This window comes from Paenibacillus sp. sptzw28, from assembly GCF_019550795.1.
In the GTDB taxonomy this organism is placed as follows: Bacteria; Bacillota; Bacilli; order Paenibacillales; family Paenibacillaceae; genus Paenibacillus_Z.
Genome location: NZ_CP080545.1, coordinates 3,350,823 through 3,365,252, shown reverse-complemented (window position 1 = coordinate 3,365,252; position 14,430 = coordinate 3,350,823). Strand labels below are relative to the sequence as shown.

Here is a 14,430-nt window from a genome sequence, read left to right as displayed (position 1 = left end):
TTGCGCACTTGATCTCATTAACTGCCGTGTAAATGACGGCTTTCTTTATTACGCAATTACCAGAATATTGAGGATGGCAAAGTTGGATTATAAGCATGCGGCTCTACTGCACCCTTTTGCGCCTCACTCCCGCGCAAGGAGGCGGTTTCTGTATAAATATTGGTTACTGGAACATCATAAGGGATGAATATCCATTCCCTCAAGTGGAGGCGAAAAGTTTCAGATGCGTAAATTTCTTAAGCCTGTCCAGCAAGGTACTCGGGCATGGTTGCCCGCCGTCATTCTGGTTGTGGGGATAAGCGCCTGCGTCAACAACCCCGGCGTTACCCGCGACTTGAAGAAACATTCGAGGCCCGAACATGTACGCTCGGTCGACGAGACACGCGACCCGAATCGCTCGCAGACTAGCTTAGTGCCAGTCAGAACGATTCACAATACCGGGTACGTCTCCTTAAGCGACGTAGCCCGAACTGCCAATTATCATGGCGTATGGCTGCGCGACGGTTCATACGGCATTGGCGAGCACGATCCGATCTGGAAATTTCGTACGGGCGAGAGCGCGGGTACCAAGGCGGGAAAGAAGCTTCAGATGTCGGCGCCTGCGATCAAAGAGAGCAATCAGTTGTACATTCCCGTCTCGGCATTGAGGTCCTTGTTTGCCCCGGAGTTGACCATGCAATCGCGCGGCGGCAGTATCTCGTTCATGCAGCGTGCGGTAGCGGGAAAGTCTCGGGCTACAGGGGGTGTGATGCCGTTCGCTGATGCACAGGTTTCGCCAGGCAGAGGCGGCATGTTGAAGATCGCTTCGGCAGGCGATGCGGATACGGTCATTGAGGATGGGCGTAAATATTTGGGCGTCCGTTACGAGTTCGGCACGGGCAATTATGACGAGACGGGCACCTTCGATTGCTCATCGTTCGTCCGGTATTTGTTCGACAAAGTCGGCGTCTCGCTGCCGCGCACGGCGCGCGAACAAGCGCAAGAAGGCAAATCCGTCTCTCGCGATCAACTCCAGAAAGGCGACTTAATGTTCTTCACCGTACCCGGCCGCTTCAACAGCGACGAGACGCCCGGTCACGTAGGCATCTATATGGGCGGCGGGAAGATGCTCCATTCATGTCCAGCCCCCAAAGACGGCGTGCAGATCACGGACATCAATTCCGCTTATTGGCAGAGGATGTTCTTGTATGCCAAACGAGTACTCTAACCGTCAATAACGATTCGTAAACGAAAGGGCTGATCCCGAGGCCTGGAAAGACTTTGGTTAATCAGCCCTTCGTACTTTTACTATTGCGGCCTATTCTTCTTTGGTCATTTGTACGACCCGGGACGATAGCCAATAATAAACGGCAGTCCAGGATGAAGTTTTTCGTCCATGGCTGCCGCTGTTTCTATTATTGAGGCCGCAACATCCTTTACAGCTTCACCTGCTTCATCAGCCCATCTTCGCCGAAGGTGATCGGGTCTATGCAGGTTTCGCGATGAAAGCCTTTTCCTTCTGTAAACCGGGTGAGCGGCGTGACAAACCTGTGATAAGCAATAAAGTACTTATCGGTGTCTGGCCCCCGGAGAATCGAATGATGACCGGTGCCGAGCATATCTTTTTCCTTATTTTTGACAAGAACAGGGTAGCGGTAAGTTACCGGTCCGTAAAGATGCTCAGATGTGCCGTAGTTAATATGGTAATCCTCGCTGCCGGTGTCGTCGCAGGACCACGTGAAGTGATACAACCCGCCGCGCCTCAGAACAGTGACAGCCTCCCGGAAGTCGTGCAGGCCGGCAAGATTCTTCATCGTATCCTCAATTACGCTTATCATATCTTCGCCAAGCTGTACGATTGCAGGGTGTCCATTTCCAAATAGCAGGTAAGCCGTACCGTCATCCTCAATAAATACGTCTGGATCAATGGTCTGGCCCATCGCGATACCTAGACGCTTCATCTGTTCCATGGTAACCAGTGGCTGAGGCTGGGCGCTGAACGGACCTACCGGAGTCTCGGCAACCGCAACACCTATTGCGCTCTCACCGTTTTTCATTTTTCCACAGAAATAATAGTAAAATTTGCCTTCTCTGCTGGCAATGGCCGGAGCCCATGCGCTGCCGACAGCCCAGGGTACATCTTCCGTCGCAAGGTCCAAAATCACGCCTTCGTCTCTCCAATTACGCATGTCAGCCGAAGAGAACACATGGAATTGCGTACCCGACCAGTCCGTGAAGCCATCGGTTGTGGGATAAAGGTAATAGCGGTCGCCGAACTTGGCAATATCCGGGTCGGCGAACTGCCCTGGAAGCACCTGATGCCCATCGCCAAACGCAGCCAGAAGGCGGCTGCATTCAGCAGCGGTAATAGGGAGGACTCCGCCGTGGCGTTTCTTGGTTTTCCCCAAATTGAACGACCCTTCCGGCAGAACCTGGAATTCACCGCTTTCAAGATCTGAAGTCAGCAGAGGGAGGTAGCCCTTTCCTTCCGCAAAGCGGTCCACAATAAGGCACCACTCCTCACGGTCGCCCAGTTTGAAAATTTGCGGGCCTTCCACACCTAACAATTCCTCCAAAGCCGGAACGTTCATATTGGTAAATGCGTCTTTTTCCAGCGATTTACCTTTTTCCATCCGGATATTCTTCGTCGTTTCATCCTTTGAAAAACGGTAGTAGGAACCATTGTGGGCAATGATCGTGGTATCAATGATATGGTTTTCCCGTTCAATATACTTTTCAGGCTCTGTAAAGCTGCGGAAATCCCTTGTACGGGCGCTGTAGATTTTTTGTTTCCGCTCTTTTTCATGCGGCTCCTGCGTCGCAGAAGCCCAAAACACCAAGAACTCGTCCGCTTCTTCGTCATAAATCGCCTCCGGCGCCCATACGCAGCCCGCGCCCGGTACGCCAAGCGTGACTGCCCAAGGTGAAGACCAATGCACCAGGTCGGCGGATTCCCATATGATAATATCGCGGCTTCCGGCATTCGACGCAGCTGACCAGCCCTTTCCGTTTGCAATGCTGAGATCCGTGGCAATCAGATAAAACTTATCCTCCTTGGGCGAGCGCACGATAAAGGGATCCCTTACGCCCTTTTCCCCCAGTTCGGAACGCAGCACCGGCAGGCCCGCGTTAAGGTCTTTCCAATGCAGGCCGTCCTCGCTGTAAGAGAAATAAACCTGCTCGCCGTCAGGCTGTTCCCCAATAAAATGCACCAAAAGATAACCGGAAATTCTACTATTATGTACTGACAAAATAAAGCCTCCTTGATACGATAAGAAGCATAATTTAATGTATTTTGAAATCTGATTTTACCATTGTAACATATATTCTAACTTCTCAGCACCCTATATGCTGGGGGGCTTGCTGCATGTAATGACTAAGGAATCCGCTTCGAAGCACCCCTTTTTTCTCTAAAGTTAGTTCATGATTTCTGAAGAGGCAGCGCCACCACTTTATAACGTCCTGCCACACTAATCGCCAGCCCTTGTGAGAAGTACACCCATTTCATTCATTGTTCTGCGCCTCAATTCAGTTATCAACTCGCAATAGCTTTCTGCATGATGCATCTGCCGTGCCACATCAGCAATTGTCATCGACCAAGCTACTTTCGGCAATGGTGCTGCATCCTTCTGCCGATTAGCCTTCCACTTTCGAGTTCCAAAATACATGCGCAGCTTCGATTCCACCCATATGAGCCCTTCGTCATATATCTATTGTGCTGAATGATAAAACAAGCAACGGTCAGGAAATGAACTCGGCCATATCCCGGATCCGAGAATTCTAATGCCAGCAACTCGTCAAAAATCGATTGACAGGTTCTGGCTATTCAAGTCCTATTATCGTAAGCAATGAGCTCAAAAAAATAAGTATGCATGTTTTGTAACCGTTCATGAAAGGTGGGCGGGGCTCTCTTTCCATGGGAGCCCGAGCTCGCCGAATATGAAAGCGCCTGAAGAGAAGGTCTTCAGGCGCTTTTTGTCGCTTTCACTTGAGTAGCGAATAGTTGGCGGACGTCAGACTTTCCGACGACAAACGTTCCGAGGTGCGATTTCTGGATGATGGCTGTCGCTAGCCAAGAAAGCGTAAGCGCCACCGCTCCACCCGCCCAGGTAAGCACATGATAGACAAGCGGTCCGCCAATCATGATTTTGTACCGCCATACCAGAAGAAAGAAAGGGTGGAGTAAATAAATGCCGAACGAGTATTTTCCGATGGAAAACAGTGATTTGTTGACAAGCCGAAACCGGCCGCTCTCTATAAACGCAGAGACTTGCATTAGGATTAAACAGGAGATCGCGGAATACGTATAATTTGTTACGAAATTGAGATAGGAAAGCCACGGCTGAAGCAACCAGTGCGGACTGGTCCGTTGCAGCCACATTTGATAGATGTAAACGACAGCCGAAACTGCAAACTCCGCATAAAGCATCCATCTTGCCGGTTGAGAAGCGCCTCTCTCATTCGATTTTAGTTTCATAGCCGCATAAGCGCCCAGGAAGAAATAAAGCAAATATGATCCAATAAATGTACCGACCTTGTACATATGCAGCCAGTAGTGGTTCAGCAGGTAAAACGCGGTTTGTGCAGCGGCGCCGCACAGCAGCGGATGGTTGCGTATAAATCCGATCCGCAGCAGTAAGTGAAAGAGTGGAAACAGCAAATAAAATTGAGCAATCACAATGATGAAGTACAGATGGGAATAGCTGCCACCGATCGGAAGACCTTTCAGAAAGCGGAACAGGCCGTCCAGTATGGAAGAGTGCCGCGTGTACAGGACGACAGTGGAATAAAATAGCGACCAAAGCAAATAAGGGACGACAATGGTTTTAAATCGCTTGCGGTAGAAAACGGTCCAGTTTTGATTCGTACCCACGTCATAACGGTAGAGGAGAACAACCGAGCTCAAAAATAGAAAGGCAGGCACAGCGAAATTAGAGGCTGTGTTAACGATGTGGTATAGCGGGTAAAGTGACGATTCCTTTGCAAGGTTATTAACCGCGGATGAAGGTATGAATGGCTAATACGGCCAGAATCGCAATACCACGGAATATTTCGAGATAAGTGAGTTTAACATTATTTTTCATTATACATCCTCCGAGATCGCATCATTAACGTTTCTATACTCGGTCCAATTGTAAGCGATTAAACAAGATGTGCCTTAACTTTACAGTGTGTTTGTGAGATCAAGGTGAGCGTGAACTGAATGTTTGCTGAAGAAAAAGTGTAGTGCAACGGTACGGCAAAATGGAATATAATTCCCACACAATAAGCAAACTAACGGAGGAGGACGTTAGGTCGGGGGCTTATTATGTCAGCCGCTCAAAAGACCTTTATCCGGATCACTATGTGCGCCAGACATACTAAAACATAGGTAAAGACCAGGAAAAAATAGCGCATCACATAAAAAGAGGAGGGTTATTAAAATATGTTGAACAATACGATGGACGATAAAGTTGACGCATATAAGGTTGGCGTGGGGCTCATGAATGAATCGCTGCCGAACGTAGTGGAGGCATACGATCAGTTTACCGCTGAATGTTTTGCGGACCGGGCATTAAGCGGGAAGCACAAGCAGCTTGTTGCTCTTGGAATCGCTTTGTTTGCAAATAATGAAATATGTACGTATTATCATGTAACAGAGGCCATATCTAAAGGGGCAAGCCCGAACGAGATCATGGACGCCGTCGCAGTGGCGGCGGCTGTAGGCGGAGGGCACGCATTTAGCCAAGGAGTCACGCGGGTGCAGCAAGCGTTATCGGGAAAGCCTGCCAGTAACTTAGTTTGACGAGCTGCTCCGGCAATTGCGGACTGCTAGTCCGATTCTGAATATCGCGGTAGGAAGCCTCTCGACACTCGTTGGGAGGCTTTCTCCAATCATAATAGACTAGATGAGGAAACATAGCGGGTATATTCCGTTTAGCTGTTCCAACCTTCGGTACTTGGCAGTTAAATTTTTCCTTGTTATAATAATAGATAAGTTCACTAAGGAGATACATTAGGCGATATAAGGGTAGGGATGACGTAAGTTCATTCCTGCCCTTTTTTTATGATCGGCTAGGGGGGATGAAGTGAAATTCTTAATCTTGAAGGCAAGCTAGCGTGTTACAGCAAACCGTTTCTTTCAACCAAATTCTTCAACGAGAAAGGTGAACAATACATGAGACTTCAAACCAATCGGCTCATATTACAAACACTTGATCTTAATTTAGTCGAGGCAGCAGCTCGGCTTGATACTCGGGCTATTGAAGCAATGGGTTACAAAACCAATGGCGAATGGCCGGGTCCCGAATTTTTGGATGCTTTGCCTTATTTTCGAGAGCTTCTGATAGAAAATAACGGTACTAAAGGATTTGACTCCTGGATCATTGTTGCAAAGGAGACCCAAGAAATTGTCGGGGGGATTGGTTTTTTAGGAGGTCCTGACCAAGAGGGCATGATTGAAATCGGGTTTGCAACGAATGAAAGCCATCGCCGTAAAGGTTATTGCTGTGAAGCTGCTCAAAAGTTAATTGAATGGGCCGTAAATCACAATGAGGTCCAAATGATAACAGCGAGATGCGATTCTGACAACATCGGCTCAAAGAGTGTGTTGTTAAAGTTAGGATTTCAAATTGATCGCAAAGATCAAGAATTGCTTTATTGGAAATATCAAATGTAGCAATGGGGAGGAATTTGAAATTAACCCAACGAATATGAAGTGCGGAGGGGGATAAACTTGAGAATTGGAAACATTAACCATTTACTTTTTTCAGTTACCGATTTAGATAAATCAATTAAGTTTTATAAGAATGTTTTTGATGCAAAGTTAATAGTCGAGGGCAGCAAGTTGGCTTATTTTGATTTGAACGGTTTATGGTTGGCTCTAAATGTGGAGGACAACATTCCACGGAATGAAATCCACTACTCGTATACACATATAGCTTTTACCGTAGAAAGCGAAGATTTTGATGCCGTGGTAAAAAAACTTGAACATTTAGGTGTAAATATTCTCCCTGGTCGCACACGGAGTGAGAGGGATAAAAGATCAGTCTATTTTACTGATCCTGATGGCCATAAATTTGAATTTCATACTGGTACGTTACAGGATAGACTTAAATATTACAAAGACGATAAATCACACATGAGATTTTATGAGGATTAAATCTGCAATTCCCTGAACGCTTGCGATGCTACATACTCATGTTGCCGCGCAGCTTAAGCCCTGGTTCTTCAGTAGGTAGATCAATTAATGTAAAGAGTAAAGGAATGAAAACTTTGGATATTTTCAGTAAAGCAATAAAGTTGAGGGAATCCGGGCAACATGAAGAAGCCAAATCTATTTTTTTTGATTTATTGAAACTAGAGCCTCATAACCCATCAATATGGTATCAAATTGCCTGGGTTCATGATGTTATGGAATTAGAAAGGGAAGCGGTACCTTTTTATCTTAAATCAATAGAGCTGGGTTTGGCAGGAGAAGAAAGACAAGGGGCATTGTTAGGGTTGGGAAGTACATATCGTACTTTGGGAATGTATGAAGAGTCTAAGAAAGTTTTTGTAGAAGCCATTAATGAATTTCCAGAACGAAGAGAGTTTCAGGTGTTTTACGCAATGGTCCTATATAATCTCAAAGAATATGATAAGGCTATGGAAATCCTGTTAAAGCAATTATCAGAAACCAGTGATGATGAAGGGATTCATACGTATAAGAATGCGATATTATTTTATGCAGACAAGTTAGATCGATTATGGAATTAAGGGTACCGGGAAGTTAGGGCTTCGGCAGGAAAATCGGGGAAGGCGGTTGTGCGGAAATATTTGAATGACGATTTTTTTATGAAATTCATACGCATTCGGTTCCGGATATGCCGAACCAGCGGGAAAACATGAAGCATAATATTCGTCGTGCGCAATATTTGCCTGAGGCCGACAAAGCGGCAGTGATCGCCCAATTGGATTAATTGCCGATGAAGCAGCAGCTCTGTCATGGTGATCCTAACCCGGGCAACATAATGATCCGGAATAACGATGCGATCATTATTGACTGGAATAATGCTTCGATCGGGAATCCGGAAGCAGACTTGGCCGAATATATTATAGTGATTAGATATGCAATTTTACCCCCGCATCTGATGTGAAGCGAGTGTCGTTCTAAATGCAACGCGGGGTGCAAGCATTCGCATCTTTATGGAGGAATACGAAAGGCTGTCCGGCATAGGTTATAAAGATATAGAGCCTTGGATTGCTCCTGTCGCAGCACGCAAACTAGCCGCCGATGCAATATCCGTAGAGGAGAAAAATTTACTTGTTAATGAGATTAGAAGAAGGCTCCATCGCAGCTAGTTAGCTGATGCAATGTTCTGGAGTCCGTCGTGTTTAACATAAGGGGGTTTGGATATGTACATATTGATGTCAGCAATCGCATTTTCTATTTTAATCGGAATTGTAATACTTTTTCAACTTGCACTAGCTGCAGGGATGCCTTGGGGAAGCTTTGCAATGGGCGGGAAGTTTCCAGGAAAATATCCGCCAGCAATGCGTGTCGCCGCTTTATTTCAGGTCATTATGCTGGCATTGCTAGTGTCAATCGTGCTAAGTAAGTCAGGTTTCATGTTTCCTGATTGGTACCCTTTTGCAAATGCGGCTATCTGGTTTGTTGTGGTTTTTTCGGTGATTGCTACTATTATGAACATTATTACGAGGAGCAAATGGGAAAGAAGAATTTGGGCACCTGTATCTTTATTGCTGCTTATTACAAGTATAACTGTCGCCATCGGATAGTTGAATGCCCAAAAAGGGAAGCTGCCAACTTAAGTTAAAAACAGTCTTTGCGGTATGTAGTAAGGGCTGTTATAATCAAACCGTTTTGGGAGGATCGAACCGATACATGACAAGAATAAAAGACGTAGCCAAAGCAGCCGGTGTTGCAATCACGACTTCTTCTTTCCGAAGAATATTGCCGAAACGAAACTTATATGCTTGGATATTCGGTATGAAAAGATTGGCAATGGGTTAAAGACGACGTTCCATTTACTTCTTGCAAACGGATACAAGAAGAATTATAATAACAGCATAACCAGATCCGAAACGTTTTGGAAGGACGTAAAGACATGCCAACGATCAAAGACCTGGCAAAAGCGGCAGGCGTTTCCGTGACGACGGTCTCCCGCGCTTTGAACGGTTATAACGATGTGAACGAGGAAACACGGAAAAAAATCAAGCGGATCGCCGAACAAATGAGCTACCGTCCCAATGCGGTTGCACGCAGTCTTGTGATGAAGAAAACGCGCACGATCGGCGTCATTCTGTCGGAGATCAACCGCACAGGGGTCAAGGACGCCATGTCGTTCGAAATCTTGTGCGGCATCAATGACCGTGCGTCGGAATTGGACTACGACATCCTGCTCTTCAGCTCGAACCCGAAGAAGCAGCTTTCCAAGTCCTATAGAGATCTTTGCAAGGAACGGAATGTTGACGGAGCGATTATCTTCGGTCTGCGCTTGTACAGCCCCTACCTGCAGCAGGTTGTTAGCGATAAGAACTTTCCGTGCGTTCTGATCGATATTCCTCTCACTGGCAAGAACCTGGGATATGTGTCGACCGACAATCAGAAAGGCGCAATGGCGGCGGTGGACCATTTGCTCGATTTGGGCCACCGGCATATCGCGATGATCAACGGCCACGACGAGGCTTCCGTGAGCAAGGAGCGGTTGGAAGGCTACCGCGCGGCGCTGGAAGCGCGCGGCATCGATTATCGTCCGGAGCTTGTGATGAACGGGAACTTCTCCGAAGAGGGCGGAGCGGAAGCCATGTACCGGATCGTTCTTCAACATCCGGAGGTGACGGCTGTTTTCTCAGCGAGCGATCTGATGGTGCTCGGAGCGCTCGGGGCGCTCGAGCGGATCGGGCGTAAAGTGCCGGAAACGATGTCTATCGTCGGATACGACGACATCTCCATCGCGTCGTACTGCTCACCGAAACTGTCGACGGTCCGTCAAGACAAGTATGAAATGGGTTATCAGGCGGCTCAGCTGCTGATCGATATGCTGGAGAACCGCCCCGTAAGCCGTACCGTTGTTCTGAATAACGAACTGGTCGTACGCGAAAGCTCAAAACCGCTTTCCTGAAGATTGGCGTGCACTCCGCCGCCATTGAATGCAATGATAGCGCTTGCAAACATCCGTCATATTAGGCGGTTTTTGTTTGGTAGAAATCCGAAACGTTTCGGACAAAAATGGAAACAGGAGTTGGGAGCATGAATTATCGCATTATCAAAAGGATACCGGATTTCTCAGCCGCATGGAGCTGCGAATCAATGGCGAAACGAGCGGATGGCGCGCAGAGCCCCCATCCAGCAATTCCACCGGAACTTGGCAAATGCCTCCTGGACCTTTGCCAGAACGGTTTCGGTCCAACGTAAGCATGCCCGTTAGCCGATCGTAAGTTAGAACGGTTGCTTCTTGTCCGCTCACATCCGATTTTACCGACATGTTCATTATCCGGGGGTATCAACACGGTGAACTGGGCGTCAAATCGCCGATCAGCATGTCGCCTGGGGGGCTGTCAGCCGCTTATGACGGAGCGGATGGCGTTAGCCGGGAGCTGACAATAGTTTGGTCGCTGAATGCTTCGCGGGCGGATTGTGCATCTATACATACCTCAAGCTCCACACAAGCGCCGGAGATGCCGTCCAGTGTAGCCTTCCCTGACAAATGTATATTAGAAAAGGATAAGTGCTTGAAGATTAAAACCTGGTGTAGAACGGTCATAAAGTGAATAGCCTCGATAATGGGCTTTCGCTTCGATATGGAATTTTAACGGATTAAGAAATAAACAAAACAAATAATGCCATCTCCCTGTAGGGTAGGATGGCATTATTTGTCCTCCTGGAGCCATATTACATGCCGCATTCCTGCTCAGGTCAACTGCGAGATGCTACAGATCCTTCCGGCTGAACGCCCGGCACCCCAGCAAGAGCAAGACCGCCGCATACCCCACTGTATACAGGAGGAAAGCATTCGAAGGAACACTTGGCATGGAGAAAGGACCCATGTCAGCCAACGCCAACCCAGCCCAATCCGCTCCCCCCAGAAGCTCGTATAAGCTTCTTCGGTAGACGGAGTCCGTTGGCAGGAGCAGTCCGGTCAGAAACACGAATTTTTCTACTGCGGGAGGGGTTCCTCCGTAACTCGAAACCCCTTCGACCAACCCGTTGAAGAGAGAAAATCCGTACAGCAGGGCGGCGCAGATCCCGTTCCCCAGCATCGGCAAATAGACGGAACCCAGCATGGTTAACGTGAGGAGAAGGAGCGGCATCCAGAGAAACAGCCCATAGCCTCGGAGCAGCTCCTCAGGCCGCACGGGAAATCCCGTTTGGCTGTGGATGGTCCAGACCACGGAAACGAACAGGACTGTGCTGTACACGGAGACCCAAACGGCGTGGCCCAGCCATTTGGCCAGATAGAGCTTCCAGCGGGGAATGGGACGGGCGGCGACGGCCAGCAGCAGACCGTTCTCCTGTTCGCCCGTGACGGTCCCCATGGCCGAGAAAAGAACGAAGAAGGACGCCAGGAATTGTGCGAAAAAAAGCCCAAGCACCATCAGCACCATGCTGTTCAGCAGCCGTTCGGCGGGGGAGACCGACTCCTGACCGCCCATGCCAGCCAGCTCACGGACCCCGAAAGCGAATAGGACCAGGAAGACGAAGGTCAGTATGATCGTGACCAGGAACACCCGCTTGCGGGTCAGCTCCTTGAAGGTGGCGGAGATGTACAAGGTCATTGCGCGTCACCTCCTTGACGGGACCCAGCCATCCGGAGGAACCAGTCCTCCAGGCTGTTCGGTTCGGGGCCGGATTCGTATAGCGTCAGACCGCTCCGGATGAACACAGAGACCAGGTAGCCGGCCTGTTCCCGGTCGGTTACGCGGGCGGACAGGAGGGCATTACCGCTCTCATCGGCCTCGATCAATTGCAGCAGGGAGGAGAGGGCGCTGCCGGCAGCCTCATTCAGCTCCGCCCATGTCTCCGGGAGCCAGCCGCCGAGTCGGAAGCGCCAGTTGGCACCGCTATCACCGGTCCCGCTGAGCAGCTTATGCAGCGGACCCGACGCCAGCAGCTCGCCTCCGTAGAGGAAGGCGGCCTCATCGCACAGTTCCTCCACATCCTCGAGCAGATGGGTGTTGAGGAAAATCGTCACGCCTTTGCCCCGGAGCCGCTTCAGCAGGCTGCGGATTTCGTAGCGGCCGATGGGGTCCAGGGCCGAAGCGGGTTCGTCCAGGATCACCAGCTCTGGATCCAGGAGCAGGGCGGCAGCCAGGCCGAGGCGCTGCTGCATTCCCTTGGAGAAGCCGCCGACCCGGCGGTCCGCGGCTTCGGACAGGCCGACCAGATCCAGGGTGTCCCGAACCCTTCCGCGGAAGGCGGGCGTCCGCGTTTCCTGTGGGCGCAGCCCGCTCAGCCGGCCATGGAACCGGAGCACCTCCGCAGGAGTCAGCCAATCCTGAAAGCGGAACAGCTCGGGAAAATACCCGAGCTTGCGTCGTGCCTCCGGCCGGCCCAGGGGCAGCCCCAGCATGGTGGCATGCCCGTAATCGGGGCGGTGGAGGCCAGCAAGCATTTTGACGAAGGTGCTTTTGCCGGCACCGTTGGGTCCCAGCAGGCCGAAGATGCAGCCCTCCGGCACCTGCAGGGTGATACCGCGGCAGCCACCGCGGCCGTTGTAGGTCTTGGTCAAATCCACCGCATCAATGATCATCATGGCTGGATAAGCTCCTCCGCTGCCAGCTGGAAGGCGGATTCCGTGGGAAAATCATTCGTTTCGCCGCTCAGCAGGACCATCCGGTCCCCATCGAGCCAGAGGAGAAAGCGATCCCTGCCGTCAGCGGTCATGACTGCATCATGTCCGCCCAACCGGAGGCTGGTGGTCACGCCGTCACGTGCCGGAACCGGCAGGGTACTCTGCCAATCGCCAATGGCGGCCAACTTGGTCCGCAGGCTGTCCGGCAGAACAGGCAGACCCAGTACCGCCTCACGAACCGTTGCCGGATCGATGCCGCCATCCACCGTCAGCTCAGGCTTGCCGAATTGGAGCAGCCGCACCGGCTTGCCCGACAAGGTGCCTTTTGTGGTGACACCACCCGGGATGTGCAGCCGGATGGCGTTGCCGTCCGCCCCGGCAGGCAGGGTAGTGCTGCTGCCCAAACGGGTGAGCAGCCTGTTAACCGCCTTAACGTTAAGGTGGAAGGTCAGCGTAGTTGCCGGCTGGTATGTGGTTGCGGTGGGGTTCCCAAGCTGGAGCAGCGGGGCGCCCATTCGTTTTTCCGCTTCCTCCCAGGTAACGGTGCGGGCTTTCCCGCCGCCCGTTTGGGTCAAGGTGCCGTATTGGGCCAGGTCGAAGCTCCGGTCTCCATCGGGCGAGCCGCTATCCAGCAGGCCGGAGATGGACGCCATGTCATCCGCTGAGATCCCGACTCCGACCACGTGCTGAATGCGGAAGGTTTGCTGCATGGCGGCAAGCGCCCGGTCACCCAGAGGGGTGGCGATCAAGCCGATGGCTATTACAGTAACGGCGACTCCGGCGGTCAGTCTCCGAAGCCTGCGTGCGGTCGGTCGCTCCGTCCGCCAGGCGCGGTAAGCTCCGCTAGCCCTAGCCGCGCCTACTTTTTCTGTCGCCCCGACATCCGAGGACCCTTGAGCTGCCTGAAATGCTTCTGTCTTCTTCATCTCAACCACTCCATCCTTCTCGTGATATACTTGATTCCCGCCCCATGGTGTTTCGATTCTTGTTTCGTCCGAATGCTGATCTTCCTCTACCTGCCTCCAGAACGCCGGGACAGGCTCCCGGGCCGCCAGCCTCTCGAACCGGTCCCAAGCCCGGTCCGTATCAAAAACCGGCGTCTCGCCGTTCCGCTTCGCTCCGTTGCCCATCGCGCCGCTCCTCCTCCTGCCCGTATTTCTTCTTCAGCCGTTCCTCCGCCCGGGCCAGCAGCGTGCCGACAATTTTCGGGTTGATCTCCAGCCGGAGGGCAATCTCCTCGTAGCTATAGCCTTCCTCCCGAAGCAGAAGGGCAGTCCTGTCACGGTCCGTGAGCTTCCGCAGCACCCGGCGGACCACGTCTTTTTCCCACTCGCGGATGACCTCAGTCTCTCCCGAAGGGGAAGTACCTTCCGACCAAGCCGCCACACGGGCGGTTTCCTTCTCCAATAACGCCTTTACAGACGACCGTTGTCTCAAATAATCATAGCCCACACGGATCAACACCCGGTGCAGCCAAGCGCCGACGGCTTCCAGGCGGTCCGGGTGGCTCCGGTAGAGCCGCAGGAATACCTCTTGGGCCAAATCTTCCGCCGCCGCATAATCGCCGGTCAAGGCATAGAGCTTACGCGCCACCACGGGGTAATGCTCCCGGAACAAGCGTTGGAACAGTTCGGGTACGTGTGTGCCTTCCTCCATGTTGCCGCCGTCCCCCTTT

The 14,430-nt window shown here is 51.0% G+C and carries 19 protein-coding genes; 10 read left to right on the top strand and 9 right to left on the bottom strand.

Features of this window, described 5'->3' with window-relative positions; translation table 11 throughout:
• The first annotated feature begins 223 nt into the window (after positions 1 to 223).
• Entirely contained in the window at positions 224 to 1,207 is a 984-nt protein-coding gene (locus KZ483_RS15090; RefSeq protein WP_220348238.1) for a C40 family peptidase, read from the top strand.
• A gap of 208 nt (positions 1,208 to 1,415) precedes the next feature.
• On the opposite strand, the gene KZ483_RS15085 is transcribed toward KZ483_RS15090, so the two are convergent.
• The 4 genes from KZ483_RS15085 to KZ483_RS15070 all read right to left on the bottom strand — a co-directional run bounded on the left by KZ483_RS15085 (position 1,416) and on the right by KZ483_RS15070 (position 4,990).
• Entirely contained in the window at positions 1,416 to 3,230 is a 1,815-nt protein-coding gene (locus KZ483_RS15085) for a glycoside hydrolase family 43 protein (protein ID WP_220348237.1), read from the bottom strand.
• 219 nt (positions 3,231 to 3,449) lie between these two features.
• Positions 3,450 to 3,647 (bottom strand): DUF5946 family protein, encoded by a 198-nt coding sequence (locus tag KZ483_RS29155; protein WP_220348236.1) that lies wholly within the window; start codon positions 3,645 to 3,647, stop codon positions 3,450 to 3,452.
• Positions 3,581 to 3,805 carry a DUF5946 family protein gene (locus tag KZ483_RS29150; RefSeq protein ID WP_397376204.1) on the bottom strand — a complete coding sequence of 75 codons (225 nt, stop codon included), beginning with the start codon at positions 3,803 to 3,805 and terminating at the stop codon, positions 3,581 to 3,583. Before KZ483_RS29150 ends, KZ483_RS29155 begins: the two co-directional genes overlap by 67 nt.
• 138 nt (positions 3,806 to 3,943) lie before the next feature.
• Positions 3,944 to 4,990: an acyltransferase gene (locus KZ483_RS15070; RefSeq protein ID WP_397376203.1), complete on the bottom strand. Its 1,047-nt coding sequence runs from the start codon at positions 4,988 to 4,990 to the stop codon at positions 3,944 to 3,946.
• A gap of 414 nt (positions 4,991 to 5,404) precedes the next feature.
• Here KZ483_RS15070 and KZ483_RS15065 point away from each other — a divergent pair, with 414 nt between their 5' ends.
• The 8 genes from KZ483_RS15065 to KZ483_RS15030 all read left to right on the top strand — a co-directional run bounded on the left by KZ483_RS15065 (position 5,405) and on the right by KZ483_RS15030 (position 10,085).
• Positions 5,405 to 5,764 carry a carboxymuconolactone decarboxylase family protein gene (locus tag KZ483_RS15065; protein WP_220348232.1) on the top strand — a complete coding sequence of 120 codons (360 nt, stop codon included), beginning with the start codon at positions 5,405 to 5,407 and terminating at the stop codon, positions 5,762 to 5,764.
• Positions 5,765 to 6,136: 372 nt separating this feature from the next.
• Positions 6,137 to 6,637, top strand: a complete 501-nt coding sequence (locus KZ483_RS15060; protein ID WP_220348230.1) for a GNAT family N-acetyltransferase — start codon at positions 6,137 to 6,139, stop codon at positions 6,635 to 6,637.
• Positions 6,638 to 6,694: 57 nt separating this feature from the next.
• Positions 6,695 to 7,120, top strand: a complete 426-nt coding sequence (fosB, locus tag KZ483_RS15055) for a metallothiol transferase FosB (RefSeq protein ID WP_220348229.1) — start codon at positions 6,695 to 6,697, stop codon at positions 7,118 to 7,120.
• Positions 7,121 to 7,233: 113 nt separating this feature from the next.
• Positions 7,234 to 7,716: a tetratricopeptide repeat protein gene (locus KZ483_RS15050; protein ID WP_397376202.1), complete on the top strand. Its 483-nt coding sequence runs from the start codon at positions 7,234 to 7,236 to the stop codon at positions 7,714 to 7,716.
• 209 nt (positions 7,717 to 7,925) lie between these two features.
• Positions 7,926 to 8,096, top strand: a complete 171-nt coding sequence (locus KZ483_RS15045) for a phosphotransferase family protein (protein WP_220348227.1) — start codon at positions 7,926 to 7,928, stop codon at positions 8,094 to 8,096.
• Positions 8,097 to 8,145: 49 nt separating this feature from the next.
• Positions 8,146 to 8,301 carry a hypothetical protein gene (locus KZ483_RS15040; protein WP_220348226.1) on the top strand — a complete coding sequence of 52 codons (156 nt, stop codon included), beginning with the start codon at positions 8,146 to 8,148 and terminating at the stop codon, positions 8,299 to 8,301.
• Between the two features lie 54 nt (positions 8,302 to 8,355).
• The gene (locus tag KZ483_RS15035; RefSeq protein WP_220348225.1) at positions 8,356 to 8,739 is read left to right on the top strand and encodes a hypothetical protein; all 384 of its coding nucleotides are present in this window, start codon (positions 8,356 to 8,358) and stop codon (positions 8,737 to 8,739) included.
• Positions 8,740 to 9,068: 329 nt separating this feature from the next.
• A complete protein-coding gene (locus tag KZ483_RS15030; protein ID WP_220348224.1) occupies positions 9,069 to 10,085 on the top strand; it encodes a LacI family DNA-binding transcriptional regulator in 1,017 nt (338 codons plus the stop codon).
• A gap of 144 nt (positions 10,086 to 10,229) precedes the next feature.
• Here the strand turns inward: KZ483_RS15030 and KZ483_RS15025 are convergent, their stop codons facing one another.
• Positions 10,230 to 10,454, bottom strand: coding sequence for a hypothetical protein (locus KZ483_RS15025; protein ID WP_220353747.1), 225 nt, complete (start codon positions 10,452 to 10,454; stop codon positions 10,230 to 10,232).
• Between KZ483_RS15025 and KZ483_RS29145 the strand changes: the two genes are divergently transcribed.
• On the top strand, positions 10,447 to 10,734 hold the full coding sequence (locus tag KZ483_RS29145; protein WP_220348223.1) for a hypothetical protein: 288 nt from the start codon (positions 10,447 to 10,449) through the stop codon (positions 10,732 to 10,734). The genes KZ483_RS15025 and KZ483_RS29145 overlap by 8 nt on opposite strands.
• Before the next feature lie 159 nt (positions 10,735 to 10,893).
• Here KZ483_RS29145 and KZ483_RS15015 read toward each other — a convergent pair whose 3' ends face one another.
• Genes KZ483_RS15015 through KZ483_RS15000 form a run of 4 tightly spaced genes read right to left on the bottom strand, consistent with a single transcriptional unit; the run spans position 10,894 to position 14,411 of the window.
• Positions 10,894 to 11,739, bottom strand: a complete 846-nt coding sequence (locus tag KZ483_RS15015) for an ABC transporter permease subunit (protein WP_220348222.1) — start codon at positions 11,737 to 11,739, stop codon at positions 10,894 to 10,896.
• A complete protein-coding gene (locus KZ483_RS15010; protein ID WP_220348221.1) occupies positions 11,736 to 12,716 on the bottom strand; it encodes an ABC transporter ATP-binding protein in 981 nt (326 codons plus the stop codon). The genes KZ483_RS15015 and KZ483_RS15010 overlap by 4 nt, the downstream gene beginning before the upstream one ends.
• The gene (locus KZ483_RS15005) at positions 12,713 to 13,885 is read right to left on the bottom strand and encodes a hypothetical protein (RefSeq protein WP_220348220.1); all 1,173 of its coding nucleotides are present in this window, start codon (positions 13,883 to 13,885) and stop codon (positions 12,713 to 12,715) included. Before KZ483_RS15005 ends, KZ483_RS15010 begins: the two co-directional genes overlap by 4 nt.
• On the bottom strand, positions 13,842 to 14,411 hold the full coding sequence (locus KZ483_RS15000; protein WP_220348218.1) for a sigma-70 family RNA polymerase sigma factor: 570 nt from the start codon (positions 14,409 to 14,411) through the stop codon (positions 13,842 to 13,844). Before KZ483_RS15000 ends, KZ483_RS15005 begins: the two co-directional genes overlap by 44 nt.
• Positions 14,412 to 14,430: the final 19 nt, after the last annotated feature.

Coding starts and splice junctions, on each gene's coding strand:
- KZ483_RS29155 (WP_220348236.1), bottom strand. CDS start 3,647: ATGTATTTTGGAACTCGAAAGTGGAAGGCTAATCGGCAGAAGGATGCA.
- KZ483_RS15025 (WP_220353747.1), bottom strand. CDS start 10,454: ATGAACATGTCGGTAAAATCGGATGTGAGCGGACAAGAAGCAACCGTT.
- KZ483_RS15010 (WP_220348221.1), bottom strand. CDS start 12,716: ATGATGATCATTGATGCGGTGGATTTGACCAAGACCTACAACGGCCGC.
- KZ483_RS15060 (WP_220348230.1), top strand. CDS start 6,137: ATGAGACTTCAAACCAATCGGCTCATATTACAAACACTTGATCTTAAT.
- KZ483_RS15015 (WP_220348222.1), bottom strand. CDS start 11,739: ATGACCTTGTACATCTCCGCCACCTTCAAGGAGCTGACCCGCAAGCGG.
- KZ483_RS15035 (WP_220348225.1), top strand. CDS start 8,356: ATGTACATATTGATGTCAGCAATCGCATTTTCTATTTTAATCGGAATT.
- KZ483_RS15040 (WP_220348226.1), top strand. CDS start 8,146: ATGGAGGAATACGAAAGGCTGTCCGGCATAGGTTATAAAGATATAGAG.
- KZ483_RS15045 (WP_220348227.1), top strand. CDS start 7,926: ATGAAGCAGCAGCTCTGTCATGGTGATCCTAACCCGGGCAACATAATG.
- KZ483_RS15090 (WP_220348238.1), top strand. CDS start 224: ATGCGTAAATTTCTTAAGCCTGTCCAGCAAGGTACTCGGGCATGGTTG.
- KZ483_RS15065 (WP_220348232.1), top strand. CDS start 5,405: ATGTTGAACAATACGATGGACGATAAAGTTGACGCATATAAGGTTGGC.
- KZ483_RS15005 (WP_220348220.1), bottom strand. CDS start 13,885: ATGGGCAACGGAGCGAAGCGGAACGGCGAGACGCCGGTTTTTGATACG.
- KZ483_RS29145 (WP_220348223.1), top strand. CDS start 10,447: ATGTTCATTATCCGGGGGTATCAACACGGTGAACTGGGCGTCAAATCG.
- KZ483_RS15000 (WP_220348218.1), bottom strand. CDS start 14,411: ATGGAGGAAGGCACACACGTACCCGAACTGTTCCAACGCTTGTTCCGG.
- KZ483_RS15030 (WP_220348224.1), top strand. CDS start 9,069: ATGCCAACGATCAAAGACCTGGCAAAAGCGGCAGGCGTTTCCGTGACG.